This is a genomic window from Paenibacillus sp. J31P13, from assembly GCF_056269295.1.
Genome location: NZ_JBWDNR010000001.1, coordinates 750,279 through 764,488, shown reverse-complemented (window position 1 = coordinate 764,488; position 14,210 = coordinate 750,279). Strand labels below are relative to the sequence as shown.

The 14,210-nt window shown below is 44.0% G+C and carries 10 protein-coding genes; all 10 read right to left on the bottom strand.

Annotated elements, in window-relative coordinates:
- Positions 1–2: 2 nt before the first annotated feature.
- The 10 genes from infB to AC0YOD_RS03290 all read right to left on the bottom strand — a co-directional run bounded on the left by infB (position 3) and on the right by AC0YOD_RS03290 (position 14,196).
- Complete coding sequence (gene infB / locus AC0YOD_RS03335; protein WP_475798358.1) at positions 3–2,564, bottom strand: translation initiation factor IF-2; 2,562 nt, start codon at positions 2,562–2,564, stop codon at positions 3–5.
- 61 nt (positions 2,565–2,625) lie between these two features.
- Entirely contained in the window at positions 2,626–2,958 is a 333-nt protein-coding gene (locus AC0YOD_RS03330) for a L7Ae/L30e/S12e/Gadd45 family ribosomal protein (RefSeq protein WP_475797805.1), read from the bottom strand.
- Positions 2,945–3,259 (bottom strand): RNase P modulator RnpM, encoded by a 315-nt coding sequence (gene rnpM, locus AC0YOD_RS03325; protein WP_076336060.1) that lies wholly within the window; start codon positions 3,257–3,259, stop codon positions 2,945–2,947. The genes AC0YOD_RS03330 and rnpM overlap by 14 nt, the downstream gene beginning before the upstream one ends.
- A gap of 44 nt (positions 3,260–3,303) precedes the next feature.
- A complete protein-coding gene (gene nusA, locus AC0YOD_RS03320) occupies positions 3,304–4,401 on the bottom strand; it encodes a transcription termination factor NusA (RefSeq protein ID WP_475797804.1) in 1,098 nt (365 codons plus the stop codon).
- A 40-nt stretch (positions 4,402–4,441) separates the two neighbouring features.
- Positions 4,442–4,903 (bottom strand): ribosome maturation factor RimP, encoded by a 462-nt coding sequence (gene rimP / locus AC0YOD_RS03315; RefSeq protein WP_475797803.1) that lies wholly within the window; start codon positions 4,901–4,903, stop codon positions 4,442–4,444.
- A 169-nt stretch (positions 4,904–5,072) separates the two neighbouring features.
- Positions 5,073–9,380 (bottom strand): PolC-type DNA polymerase III, encoded by a 4,308-nt coding sequence (locus tag AC0YOD_RS03310; protein WP_475797802.1) that lies wholly within the window; start codon positions 9,378–9,380, stop codon positions 5,073–5,075.
- 43 nt (positions 9,381–9,423) lie between these two features.
- The gene (gene proS, locus AC0YOD_RS03305; RefSeq protein WP_475797801.1) at positions 9,424–10,872 is read right to left on the bottom strand and encodes a proline--tRNA ligase; all 1,449 of its coding nucleotides are present in this window, start codon (positions 10,870–10,872) and stop codon (positions 9,424–9,426) included.
- A 9-nt stretch (positions 10,873–10,881) separates the two neighbouring features.
- The gene (gene rseP, locus AC0YOD_RS03300; protein ID WP_475797800.1) at positions 10,882–12,156 is read right to left on the bottom strand and encodes an RIP metalloprotease RseP; all 1,275 of its coding nucleotides are present in this window, start codon (positions 12,154–12,156) and stop codon (positions 10,882–10,884) included.
- 88 nt (positions 12,157–12,244) lie between these two features.
- A complete protein-coding gene (locus AC0YOD_RS03295) occupies positions 12,245–13,384 on the bottom strand; it encodes a 1-deoxy-D-xylulose-5-phosphate reductoisomerase (protein ID WP_475797799.1) in 1,140 nt (379 codons plus the stop codon).
- Positions 13,385–13,401: 17 nt separating this feature from the next.
- A complete protein-coding gene (locus tag AC0YOD_RS03290; RefSeq protein ID WP_475797798.1) occupies positions 13,402–14,196 on the bottom strand; it encodes a phosphatidate cytidylyltransferase in 795 nt (264 codons plus the stop codon).
- Between the last annotated feature and the right edge of the window lie 14 nt (positions 14,197–14,210).

The window sequence follows — 14,210 nt, the reverse complement described above, 5'->3', positions numbered from 1 at the left end:
AATCACCTCTCTACTGATTCCATCACAAACGCTTCGATAGTATCGCCTTCTCTAACGTCTGTGTAACGATCAAGTGTAATGCCGCACTCATAGCCTTGAGCAACATCCTTAGCATCGTCTTTGAAACGTTTTAGGGAATCGATCTTACCTGTGTAAACGACAATGCCGCCACGGATAAGACGCGCTTCAGCCGAACGAGTGATTTTACCAGAAGTAACCATACAACCCGCAATCGCGCCAACTTTTGTAACTTTAAATACGTTACGTACTTCAGCATGACCGATTACTACTTCTTTAAAGATTGGATCCAGCATACCTTTCATCGCTTGCTCAATTTCATCGATGACGTTGTAAATGATGCGGTGCATCCGCACGTCAACTTTCTCTTGTGCAATCGTTGCTTCTGCTTGCGGATCAGGACGAACGTTAAAGCCGATTACAATTGCGTTAGAAGCAGATGCAAGAATGATATCCGATTCTGTAATCGCGCCTGCACCGCTGTGAATGATTTTGACGCGTACGCCTTCAATATCAATCTTCGCAAGTGATCCTTTAAGTGCTTCAGCGGAACCTTGAACATCAGATTTAATAATGACGTTCAAGTCTTTAATTTCACCATCTTTGATGTGACTATACAGATCTTCAAGCGTTACACGCGTATTGGCACCCATTTCCGACTCACGTTGTTTGATGGAGCGACGATCAGCAATTGCACGTGCTTTACGCTCGTCTTCAAATACCATGAACGGATCTCCAGCTTGCGGCACTTCTGTTAAGCCTGTAATTTCTACAGGAGTAGAAGGACCTGCTTCTTTTAAGCGGCGGCCTTTGTCGTTAACCATTGCTCTGATACGGCCGAAGCAGTTACCAGCAACAAATGCATCTCCGATTTTCAAAGTACCGTGCTGCACAAGAATACGTGCTACTGGACCTTTACCTTTGTCTAGCTCAGCTTCAATGACAGTAGCGCGAGCGCGTTTGTCTGGATTCGCTTTGTAATCATTCATTTCAGCAACGAGAAGAATCATTTCAAGCAGACCTTCAAGACCGATTCTTTGTTTAGCGGAAACTTCAACGAAGATAGTATCGCCGCCCCACTCTTCCGGAACAAGTTCATATTCAGTCATTTCTTGTTTGATTTTGTCTACGTTCGCTTCTGGTTTATCGATTTTGTTAACTGCAACAATAATCGGAACGCCAGCTGCTTTCGCGTGGCTGATTGCTTCTACCGTTTGCGGCATAATGCCGTCATCCGCAGCTACAACGATGATTGTAATATCCGTTACTTGAGCACCACGAGCACGCATAAGCGTAAACGCTTCGTGACCAGGTGTATCCAGGAACGTAATTTTTTTATGGTTAATTTCTACTTGATACGCACCGATATGCTGTGTAATACCGCCAGCTTCTCCGCTTGTTACGCTTGTTTGACGAATCGCATCAAGCAATGTTGTTTTACCATGGTCAACGTGACCCATAATCGTTACAACTGGAGGACGAGTTACCAAATCTTTCTCATCGTCGTTTTCTTCAACGGTTTCGAATGAATCTTCTTCAACTGGAATTTTCACTTCAACCTCAACACCATAATCTGTTGCGATCAAATGAATAGCATCCATGTCGATTTCTTGATTGATTGTAGCCATAACACCAAGGAAAATAAGCTTTTTAATAACTTCTGAAGCATCCTTGTGAAGAAGCTTTGCCAATTCGCCAACAGTCATTGTACCGCGAACGATAATTTTCTTAGGCGTATTGTCAATTTTTTCACGTGGCGGTTGTTGTTGCTGATACTTGCCTCCGCGACCTTTTGGACCACGGTTGTTATTGCCTCTGTATCCGCCGCCCGGTTTACCGTCTTCAAAACGTTTTTGACCTGGTCTTGCATTTTTCTTATCGTCATTGCTCCGTGTTTGACCTTGTGCAGGTTTGGAGTCAAAACGACTTGTTCCTTGTGATGGTGGACGGTTGCCGGCTGGTGTGCTTGGACGGCTGCTAGCGCCGCCTTGTCCGCCTCCACTGCCTTGCGGTCCACGGCTTTGGCCAGATGAAGCAGGACGGCTTGAGCTTGCTCCGCCTTGACCTGGACGACTTTGACCGCCTTGGCTTGGACGGCTTGCGCCTCCGCTGCCTTGTGCTGGACGATTGCTGCTTGATTGTTGTGACGGGCGAGGCGCACTTGATTGTGCGGGACGACTCGATTGTTGTGTTGCTGCTGGTCGTTGCTCGCTCTGTTGTTGGCTGCTTTGTGGTTTCGTATTGTTTGTATTAATAGAATTCATAGGCCCCTGTCTGTCTTGATTTATATTTTTGTTTTCTTGTACGGGCTGCTCTGGTTTCCGCTCTTGCTGCTGCGGCTGCTGCGATTGCGGCCGACTAGCTGCTGTCTGCGCGGAAGAAACGGCTACATTGGTATCCTGTGCACGTTTCGCTGCAGCATTTGCTTTAATATTGCGAAAAAAACCTTCGACCTTATTTACCATTTCATTTTCCATGACACTCATATGGTTATTGACTGGCAAATCAAGTCTTTTAAGGATCGTTATAATTTCCTTACTGCTCATATTAAGTGACTTGGCATACTCGTAAACACGCAGCTTATCTTTATTATCCTTGCTGTCTTGTTTATTCTCCAATATGGTCCACCTCCGTATTATGGCTCAGATGACTCGCAATCATTTTTCCGAATTGTGCATCCGTTACCGCTAGTACAACGCGTTCTGGCTTACCAATCGCCTTTCCTAGTTGCTCACGGTCGAATGCTTCGGCGAGTTGTATTCCGTAGGTGTTGCATTTGTCACGAAACTTTTTCTTCGTGTTATCTGAAGCGTCTCCAGCGAGTATAACGAGATACGCTCCTTTATTTCTTACTGCTTTCAGCACGATTTCATCGCCTGTAATTAGCTTGCCGGCACGCATAGCCATACCCAGCGTTGATAAGCTCTTATTCTGCTTCATCGCTTATCAGCTCCTTGCTTGCTATAAACTGCTCCTCAACCGCTACAAAATCTTGTTCCAGTTGATCATAAATATGCTCTCCAACGTGTTGCTTAAGTGCTCGATCAAGTGCCTTTGATTTTTTCGCTAATTTGAAGCAGCTTACTTTACCGCATAAATACGCTCCGCGGCCAGCTTTCTTACCTGTCAGGTCAATTTGCACCTCTTCGGCTGGTGTCCGCACAATCCGAATGAGCTCCTTCTTCGGCATCATCTCCTGACAAGCGACGCATTTGCGAAGTGGTACTTTTCTCGGTCTCATTGCACACCCCTCCTCTGCCAGCTTAATTGACGCCATCCGTTATCCTAATCGATAGAAATCGAATCCTGATGCATAATCGTCGTTAATGATTTCGGACGGCCGTATTCCTGCTCCGCCTGTGTCTCGCTCTTAATATCAATTTTCCAGCCTGTCAGCTTAGCTGCAAGCCTAGCATTTTGACCTTTAATCCCGATAGCAAGCGACAACTGATAGTCAGGAACGATGACTCTAGCCATCTTCTCTTGTTCAAAAACGATTACTTCCAGCACCTTAGACGGACTTAGCGCATTCGCAACATATTCATCCACGCTCTCAGACCAACGAACGATATCAATTTTTTCGCCTTTAAGCTCGTTTACGATCGTCTGAACGCGTAGTCCCTTCTGTCCAACACATGAACCAACTGGATCAACTTCAGAATTACGGGAATGAACTGCGATTTTAGAACGGAAGCCGGCTTCACGAGCTACCGAACGAATTTCGACGACGCCATCATATATTTCTGGAACTTCAAGCTCAAACAAACGTTTCAAAAGACCTGGATGTGTACGTGATAAAATAATTTGCGGACCTTTTGTCGTATTTTCTACTTTCGTAATGTACGACTTCACGCGATCACCATGTTTGAATTTATCGGTAGGCATAAGCTCAGTCAGGGGCATCACAGCCTCAACTTTACCAAGATCTACGAATAAATTGCGAACATCTTGACGTTGAACGATACCGTTAACGATATCTTCTTCTTTATCGATAAAGGCATTGTAGATAAGACCGCGCTCAGCTTCACGAATACGCTGAGTAACAACCTGTTTAGCTGTTTGCGCAGCAATTCGGCCGAAATCACGTGGAGTTACTTCAATCTCAGCTACATCATCCAATTGATAATGCGCGTTAACTTCGCGCGATGCTTCAACCGTAATCTCTAGACGCGGATCCAGCACTTCATCAACGACCGTTTTCCGGGCATATACTTTAATGACTCCAGTATGACGGTTAATATCAACTCGTACGTTTTGCGCAGTATTAAAGTTACGTTTGTAGCTTGAGATAAGCGCTGCTTCAATAGCTTCTAGGAGCACATCCTTAGTAATCCCCTTGTCTCTTTCTATCTCCTGTAGCGCTTCTATAAAATCCATGCTCATTGGACTGGAGTTCCCCCTTTCAAAATAAAAAACAAATTAACTAGAAAACAATAGCTAGTCTTGCGCTTGCCACCTTGGCATATGGAATTGCATATTCCTTTTTACTGGTACGCACAACGGCATTTTCCCCATCAAATGAAAGTAGCAGCCCTTCAAATTCCTTAGCGCCGCTAATTGGTTCGTATGTCGTTATGTAAACGTGCTTACCAATAGCTTTTTGAACATCTTCAGCCTTCTTGAGCGGTCTTTCTGCTCCAGGTGAGGAAACCTCGAGAAAGTAAACGTCCGATACCGGGTCATTCTTATCCAGCTGCTCACTCATGAATTCGCTAATACGGCCGCAATCATCAATATCGATTCCGCCCTCTTTATCAACGAAGATACGAAGGAAATAATTATTCCCTTCCTTGACGTACTCAATATCAACCAGTTCAAATCCATTACTGCTGAGAAACGGCAAAACCATCTCTTGGGCGGCGGCTTTGATTATGGATGTACTCAAATTCAGTTGACCTCCTGTTTATACGCACTATGCCATTTTGCCTTTTACAAAACGTAAAGAGTGGGTTTCCCCACTCTTCTGCATCAAAGTCTTTATAATCATCATTGCCACAAAAATTATAACATAACCACCATAGAGTGACAAGAAATCTTTTCTAAAAGACCCCTCTCTAAAACAGTGAAAGCTGGTTAGATTCCGGCAATCCACGGAAGCAGCCCATGCCCGTGAGCACCTCTACGACCGTCTTCGTCGCCTTCGATTTCATCTGGAAATCCTCGATTGAAAGATACTCGCCATCATTTCTGGATGCTGCGATATTGCGTGCCGCGTTATCGCCAATACCGGCAATTGCAGCGAAAGGCGGAATTAATGAATCACCTTCAACTAAGAACTTCGTCGCATCCGAACGATAAAGATCGACCGGCTTAAAGGAGAAGCCGCGCGCCGTCATTTCAAGAGACATTTCCAATTGGGAAACCATATTTTTTTCTTTTGGAAGAGCATTAAAGCCTTTTGCTTCAATCTCAATCAATTTTCTTAAAATGGCATCATAACCTTGGCAAAGCAGCTCCAAATCAAAATCATCCGATCTTACTGTAAAGTACGTCGCGTAATATTCGATTGGATAATAAAGCTTGAAGAATGCGGTTCTTACGGCTGAAATAACATAAGCTGCCGCATGGGCTTTCGGGAACATATACTCAATGCGCAAGCAGGAATCAATATACCACTGCGGCACTTTGCATCGCTTCATCTCTTCAATCCACTCTGGTGTCAATCCCTTACCCTTACGAACGCTTTCCGTAATTTTAAAAGCGAGGCTGGCATCCATATTGGCTTTATAAATCAAGAAAAGCATGATGTCATCCCGACAACCGATAACGGTTTTAATATTGCAGGTTCCGTTTTTGATCAGCTCTTGAGCATTGCCAAGCCATACACCCGTTCCATGCGACAAACCGGAAATTTGCAGCAAATCCGCAAAAGAGGCTGGTTGTGTTTCCTGAAGCATTTGACGAACAAACTTTGTTCCCATCTCCGGTACGCCATAAGTAGCAACAGAGGAACGGATTTTTTCGCCAGGAATATCAAGCGCTTTTGTAGAGTTGAACATACTCATTACTTTAGGATCATTCATTGGAATGGTCGTTGGATCAACACCCGTTAAATCCTGCAGCATACGCATCATCGTTGGATCATCATGACCGAGGATATCGAGCTTCAATAAATTCTCGTCAAAAGCATGATAATCAAAATGAGTTGTTTTCCATTCCGCGTTCACATCGTCCGCAGGAAACTGAACAGGTGTTATATCTTCAACTTCAATATAATCCGGAACAACAACAATACCGCCGGGATGCTGACCTGTACTCCGCTTTACGCCTGTACAACCGCTGGCTAGTCTTGCAAGCTCAGCTCCACGCCATTTCTTGTTATGTTCCTCTTCGTACTTTTTCGTAAAGCCGTAGGCTGTTTTCTCAGCTACCGTACCAATTGTTCCTGCACGGAATACGTTCTTCTCACCGAAAATTTCCTTCGTATAGTTATGAGCGATCGGTTGATAATCACCGGAAAAGTTCAAATCGATATCGGGTACCTTATCGCCCTTGAACCCAAGGAAGGTTTCAAACGGAATATCTTGTCCTTCGCCCTTCATTGGCTTCTCGCATTTCGGACATAACTTATCTGGCAAATCGAATCCGCTCGGAATGCTTCCGTCTAGAAACCATTCACTGTGACGGCATTCTTTGTTAATGCATAAATAATGAGCTGGCAATGGATTAACTTCTGATATGCCTAGAAAAGTGGCTACAACGGAAGACCCAACGGATCCCCTAGAGCCAACGAGATAGCCGTCTGCATTAGATTTTTTTACGAGCTTCTCTGAAATCAAATAGTTGGCAGAAAACTTAAATTTAATAATTGGAATAAGTTCCTTCTCTAGCCGATCAATGACGACTTGCGGGAGCTCTTCGCCGTACATGGATTTGGCCGTATCATAGCAAGTATTGCGAATCTCATCATCAGCACCTTCAATATCAGGAGCAAACAATCCAGTCGGGAACATATCATAAGGTTCAAAACGCTCAGCCAGTGCTACCGTATTGGTAATTACAACCTCACGTGCTCTTGCCTCTCCTAAGAAAGAAAACTCCTCCAGCATTTCGTCGGTCGTACGGAAATGAGCGTCTGGCTTACGAATGCTTTTAAGCGGACTAAAGCCCGTTATACCATGAATCGTAATATCGCGGTACATTTTGTCACGCGGATTCAAATAATGCACGTTGCCGGTAGCGATAACTGGCTTGCCCAACTCATCCCCAATCTGACAAATTCGGCGATGGGCTTGTTCAATCTCCGCTCTGCTGCCCACTAATCCCTTTTCTACAAGGTGCATATAGAAGTCAATGGGTTGAATCTCTAACACATCGTAGAAACGAGCCACTTCAAGTGCTTCTTCGTAAGATTTGTTAAGCACCGTCTCAAAAAACTCGCCTTTCTCGCAGCCGGAAATGATGAGCAATCCTTCACGATGCTCAACCAGCTTGCTCTTAGGCATAGTCGCCACACGTTTGAAATGCTGGGTATGCGATAGTGAGATAAGCTTGAACAAGTTTTTCTTTCCAACCGCATTTAATGCATAAACATTGCTATGAAAAGGACGTGAATTGGATAGATCGATCCCAACATAATCATTCAATTGATGCAAGTCTGTAATGTTGCGTTCTGCTGCATCTTTAATGAGTCCATAAAGAACACCGCCAAGTGCAAGGGAATCATCTACTGCACGGTGATGATTTTCCAAGCTAACCTTATATTTATCTGCTAACGTATTTAGTCGATGATTCTTAAGTGAAGGAAAAATAAATCTTGCAAACTCTAGCGTATCAAGAACAGGATTTTTCACTTCAGGCATGCCGAAAGCTTTGCAGCTTGCTTGAATAAAACCGATATCAAATCTAGCGTTATGCGCGACGAGCACATCATCTCCGATAAACTCAATAAACTCTCGAAGCTTCGGTTCAAGCTCCGGTTGTCCTTTTACCATATCATCATTAATGTTCGTTAATTGCTGAATGTGATAAGGAATTTTCTCATGTGGATCAATGAGTGTCGAGAATCGGTCTATCTCTTTGCCATCACGCATTTTTACGCCTGCAAGCTCAATAATTTTATTGTTGATAACGGAGAGACCTGTTGTCTCTATATCGAACACAATGTACTGAGCAGTAGCAAGTGGTTCAGGTCGAGATTGAAGAACCATAGGAACGGCATCATTCACAATATTGGCTTCTACGCCAAACAATACCTTAATGCCATTTTTCTTCGCAGCTTTATTGGCATCAGGATAGCATTGCACATTACTGTGGTCCGTTACCGCTATTGCTGGATGTCCCCATTTAGCAGCTGTTTTGATATACACATCTACAGGGGTGACCGCATCCATTGCACTCATCGTTGTGTGCAAATGGAATTCAACACGCTTCTCCTCTGCCTTGTCCATACGATCAGGAGGCGATTTCACCTCATGCAAATCATTCGGCATCATAACAAGCTCAGGCTCCTGCATAAAGCGATCATATTCGACACGGCCGCGTGCCTTAACCCATTTGCCGTTAGCAAGCTGGTTTAATATTTTCACGTCATCCTTCGTCTTAGCGAACATCTTCATCGCCATGGAATCCGAGAAGTCAGTTACATTAAAAGTAAATAATGTACTTCCGTTGCGAAGCTCTTTTACTTCGAGTCCAAAAACAGCACCCTGTACGGTGATTTTCTTCTCTTCTTCTAAGATATTCATGAGAGGAACAGGCTCTTCTCGTATGTCATAACCTACAGCAAGTCTGATTTCTCCCTCATCAACGAGATCAGATTCTGATTGCGAGCTTGCCATAAGCTCTTGAACGAATTCACGCTCCTCTTGCACAACTCTAAGCGCATATTCATCCAAAATCTCCTGCCTGGACTCACTAATGATCATCTTCACTTTGCAAGGACGTTGAAAGTAAGTGTTGTAAAAGCTAATGATTTCATCATCTAGCTTTTTCTTTCGGGCTAATTCAAGACCTGTATTATCAAGCAGCGATAATGTCAACAATTCGCCTTCGACTGTAATGGATGCTTTTTGAAGCCAGCCGTTTACGGAAGGAACCTTAAGCTGAACCCACTCCATGAATAAACCCCAGTATTGTGTAAGAATAGATTCCGTCTCCACAATCGGGTCGTAAATAAATGTAAAGGAAACGGAAGCGATATGCTCGAATTTGACTCGAACGGCTTGCGTTAATCCATTATAGGCCTGTAAAGGAACCATGGACGTTTTGCGTATGCAAAACGTCCATTCCCGATTACTTTTTCCTACAATAACTTGATCAATATATCCATCTTGAAAATAACTATGAATAAGTTCTTGCGGCAGCCCCGCTTGCTGCAAAAGCAGCTCAAAGCGCTGCCGCTTATCCGCGGTTTGGCTCATATAAATCCACTCCTTAAGCTCCGAACCGAACTTGCTTTAGTTCTTAATAAGCACGTGCAAATACAACTGTATGTTTTGCAGCATCACCGCATACAAGACATGTATCTTTGTGAACAGATGGTTCAAAAGGAATATTCCGGCTTGTTGCTCCCGTTTCTTCTTTTACTTGCTTCTCACAAGCAGCAGAACCACACCAGCCTGCTTCTACGAAGCCGCGCTGTTGTTCAAGAAAGTTTTTCATTTCATCTAGTGTATCAACTGTACGTGAATTATCTGTACGGAATTGTTTAGCTTTTTCGAACATCGCATCATGCGTTTCGGCTAACAGTGTTTCAATTTCAGCAAGAAGATTCTCTTGCAAAACAATGCGTTTTTCGCCTGTAATTCTTGAAACAAGAACTACCTGTCCATTCTCCATGTCACGAGGACCTAGTTCAAGACGAATAGGTACACCGCGCATTTCATATTCATTGAACTTCCAGCCTGGACTAACATCTGCACGATCATCTACTTTAACGCGAATTCCGGCTTTTTTCAATACTCCAAATAGTTCATCTACACGTCCAACAACTTGTTCACGCATTTTCGCTGGTCCGATAGGAATCATAATTACTTGCGTTGGAGCTACTTTTGGAGGCAGAACAAGACCGCGGTCATCGCCATGAACCATAATCAATGCCCCAATAAGACGTGTGCTAACACCCCAAGATGTCGTATGAGCAAATTGCAATGTATTTTCGCGATCCAAAAACTTGATATCAAATGCAACCGCGAATTTAGTGCCTAGATAATGTGAGGTTCCAGCTTGAACAGCCTTCCCATCCTTCATCATAGCTTCAATGGAATACGTTTCAACTGCGCCAGCAAATCTCTCCGAAGGCGTTTTCTCCCCTTTGATAACAGGGATAGCTAAAAATTCTTCTACAAATTGCGTGTATACATCCAGCATTTGCATCGTCTCTTGACGTGCTTCCTCTTCCGTTTCATGAGCGGTATGGCCTTCCTGCCACAAAAACTCACTTGTGCGAAGGAAAGGCATTGTACGCTTCTCCCAGCGTACAACATTTGCCCATTGATTAATGAGTAGAGGCAAATCCCTATAGGACTGAATCCACTTCGCATACATATGGCCAAACATCGTTTCGGATGTTGGACGAATGGCAAGACGCTCTTCAAGCTTCTCGCCAGCCGCTTCCGTTACCCAAGGCAGCTCGGGATTAAAGCCCTCCACATGCTCCTTTTCTTTTTGAAAGAAGCTCTCTGGAATAAATAATGGGAAATAGGCGTTACGATGGCCCGTTTCCTTAAAGCGACGATCTAGATCACGTTGAATATTTTCCCATAGCTCATAGCCCTCTGGGCGGAAAACGATACATCCGCGAACAGGTGAATAATCCATAAGCTCTGCTTTCTTAATAACATCTATATACCATCTTGAGAAATCCTCGCTTTGCGGCGTGATTTCGGATACGAATTGTTTTTCTTTAGACATTGCGACTAATTACTCCCCTTTTACCAATCGTAAAATATCATTATAGGTGACAACAACCATTAAAAGCATAATAAGCGCGAAGCCGATAAAATGAACCATACTTTCGCGGTTTGGATCAATGGGACGACGACGAATCGCTTCAATTCCCAAGAATATCAGACGACTACCGTCAAGCGCTGGAATCGGAAGCAAATTAAATATCCCTAAATACAGGCTTAACAATGCTGTCCAAGATGTTAGCTGTGCGATACCTTGTTTAGCAATTTGACTTGTTACCTCTGCCGTACGGACTGGACCGCCCAAATCATCAAGCTTGAACTCTCCGAAAATCAATTTTTTGAACCCTTCAAAAATACTGATTGTCATATTTTTCATTAGCTTGGCTGAGCCGGTTATCGTCTCTGAGAAGCTGGCAGGTCGTGTCGGTAATGCGGCTGTAATGCCTACTTTACCAACTCCCTCGTCATTTGGCTCAGGTGTTATAATAACCTGTTGAGCCTTGCCGTCACGAATAATATCCATTTTCACAGGAACATTCGGTGATTTTCCGATAATAGCAATCATTTTATCAAAATCGGCTCCGATTTTGACACCATTGACTGATTCAATTACATCACCTTTTTTTAGATCTGCTTTTGCAGCCGGCATCCCAGCAGAAATTTCATTTACCATTAGCTTATCAGGTGATTCAACTGGAATTCCAGCCATTTGGATGTAAGCAGCGAAAAGAACAAATGCAAGCACGAAGTTCATCAATGGACCTGCAAAAATAGCAAGCGCACGCTGTCCAACGGTCTTGCTTCCAAATTGTCTGTCAATCGGGGCAATTTGAGTTTCTTTACCTTTTGAAATCATCAACGCAGTGGGGTTAACGGAATAAGTCTCATTTTCTCCCTCTACGTCCAAAGTGACAGAAAGCTTGTGCTCAAGATCGATTTTGACAACTTCTCCGCGTATAACACCGCTTCTCTCATCCAAGCGATCCAAATAAAGACGAGTAATGGCATTGTCCTTCACTCGTATCGCGATTGTCTGACCTGGCTGAACCTCAACAATTTCCGGATCCTCGCCTGCCATCCGAACGAAACCGCCTGCAGGTATAAGCCTTAGCGTGTATCTGGTTTCTCCTCTTTTCAAGGAAAACAACTTCGGTCCAAAACCGATTGCAAACTCTCGAACCAAAATCCCTGCGCGTTTTGCAAAATAGTAATGACCCCATTCATGGATCGTTACGATGACGAAAAACACGAGTATAGTCAAAAAGACGACCTGAATCATGTGCATTGCGTTAAAGCCTCCTGTTCGTTACGGCCTGTACATAGATTATCATTATTCTCCCGTCCGATACAAGAGAACCGGAATTTGACCGACGTTATAAGGATTCTGCTAATCGACGCGCCCATGTGTCTACTTCAGCGATCATTTGCAAGTCGATAGTGCTGATGACATCATGTCGACTTACAACAGTTTCCAAAATACGTTCAATATCAAGGAACGTAATTTCACCATTTAGAAAACGTGCAACTGCAACCTCATTTGCGGCATTAAAAACAGTTGGCGCCGATAGTCCTAGGCGGCCGCAATCAAAGGCTAGCCTTAAACAAGGATATCTTGCAAAATCCATTTCTCGAAAATGCAACTTTCCGATTTCGGCAAGCTTTAACCGATTAGTCGGTGTAACATTTCTTTCTGGATATGATAATGCATATTGAATGGGTACTCGCATATCCGGCAACCCAAGCTGCGCAATTATGCTGTGATCGGAAAATTCCACATAGGAGTGGATGATGCTCTCCGGATGAATAATGACATCTATTTGATCATATGTAACATCGAACAGCCATTTTGCCTCGATTACTTCAAGTCCTTTATTTACCATGGTAGCTGAATCGATCGTAATTTTCGCACCCATAGACCAGTTCGGGTGATTGAGCGCTTCAGCAACAGTAACACCCTCTAGCTCTTCTCTGCTGCGATCTCGAAATGAGCCTCCAGAAGCCGTTAGTGTAATCTGCTTCACAGACTGACGATTTTCACCGTTCAGGCATTGAAAAACAGCGGAATGCTCACTATCAATCGGCAAAATCGAAACACCCCTCTGCTTCGCACGTTCCATAACTATATGTCCCGCAGTCACAAGTGTCTCTTTATTAGCCAAACCGATTGTTTTACCTGCATCTATCGCTGCCAACGTAGCTGGCAAGCCTCTGCTACCCATAATAGCCGTAACGACCATATCAGCGTCCTCAGCGGTCGCTACTTCAATTAATCCTTCTTCTCCATACGTTATCTTTGTTCCAGCAGGCAGATGCGGACGAGCGGCGTCTGCATCCCCCTTAGACGCAAGGCTGACTAACGCAGGTTTGAATTTTCTGGCTTGCTCAATCAGAAGATCAATGTTTGATCCGGCTGACAGTGCAACTACTTCATAACGTTCTGGATCATGTGCTACAACATCCAATGTTTGGGTCCCAATGGAGCCCGTCGAGCCTAATATGCTTAATTTTTTCAATTGAAACTCCTCCTGACTTATACTGGGATTAGCTCAGTCAGCAGAATCAGCGGGAACACGATTAGCCAGCTGTCACATCTGTCAAGCACGCCACCGTGCCCCGGCAACAGTGTTCCTGTATCCTTAATATCACGAACCCGTTTGTAAGCCGATTGAATCAAATCTCCAAATTGTCCTGCTACTGCAGCAATAAAACCAATCAACAACGCTTTCGTGAAGTTAATTAAATCAGGCGCAAGCCATGCAAAAACCATAGATACGATTAATGCCAGCAACACACCGCCTAACGCACCTTCAATTGTTTTGTTTGGACTAATTGATGGCCATAGCTTTGTCTTGCCTAATGCTCGTCCAAAGAAATAAGCGCCGATGTCTGAGGCCCATATACAAAAGAAGCATAGAAACGCCCAGAACAAACCATTTTGCTCTATTTGACGAATTTCGATCATTGCCGAAAAACCATAGCCTACATATAAAGCGCCTAGCAACATGAGCGCGGCGCCATCAATAGTAGTTTTATTTTTCGTAATGACCGTTAGACCTAACAGCAAGAATGCTAGCATCCACAGAATAGTTGATAATGAAGGAATATCGATACCCCACTGCTCCCATGGAAGCACGAACAGTAGCACACCCGCATATCCAAGCAAAGCGGACGGATGCGACCATGCTACTCCATTCATACGTGCGTATTCAGTAAATCCGATAATTGCAAGCAGCACAAGTAGGCTTGTATAAAGCCAGCCTCCCAAGATCGCTAAACCAATGAACAGTGCTCCAGCTAAAACACCGGTTATTATTCGTTGTCTCAAAGAATAGTCACACT

What these genes read in the sequence shown, in the direction of transcription:
- infB (WP_475798358.1), bottom strand. Translation starts at nt 2,564, where the DNA reads ATGAGCAGTAAGGAAATTATAACGATCCTTAAAAGACTTGATTTGCCA.
- AC0YOD_RS03330 (WP_475797805.1), bottom strand. Translation starts at nt 2,958, where the DNA reads ATGAAGCAGAATAAGAGCTTATCAACGCTGGGTATGGCTATGCGTGCC.
- rnpM (WP_076336060.1), bottom strand. Translation starts at nt 3,259, where the DNA reads ATGAGACCGAGAAAAGTACCACTTCGCAAATGCGTCGCTTGTCAGGAG.
- nusA (WP_475797804.1), bottom strand. Translation starts at nt 4,401, where the DNA reads ATGAGCATGGATTTTATAGAAGCGCTACAGGAGATAGAAAGAGACAAG.
- AC0YOD_RS03310 (WP_475797802.1), bottom strand. Translation starts at nt 9,380, where the DNA reads ATGAGCCAAACCGCGGATAAGCGGCAGCGCTTTGAGCTGCTTTTGCAG.
- proS (WP_475797801.1), bottom strand. Translation starts at nt 10,872, where the DNA reads ATGTCTAAAGAAAAACAATTCGTATCCGAAATCACGCCGCAAAGCGAG.
- rseP (WP_475797800.1), bottom strand. Translation starts at nt 12,156, where the DNA reads ATGCACATGATTCAGGTCGTCTTTTTGACTATACTCGTGTTTTTCGTC.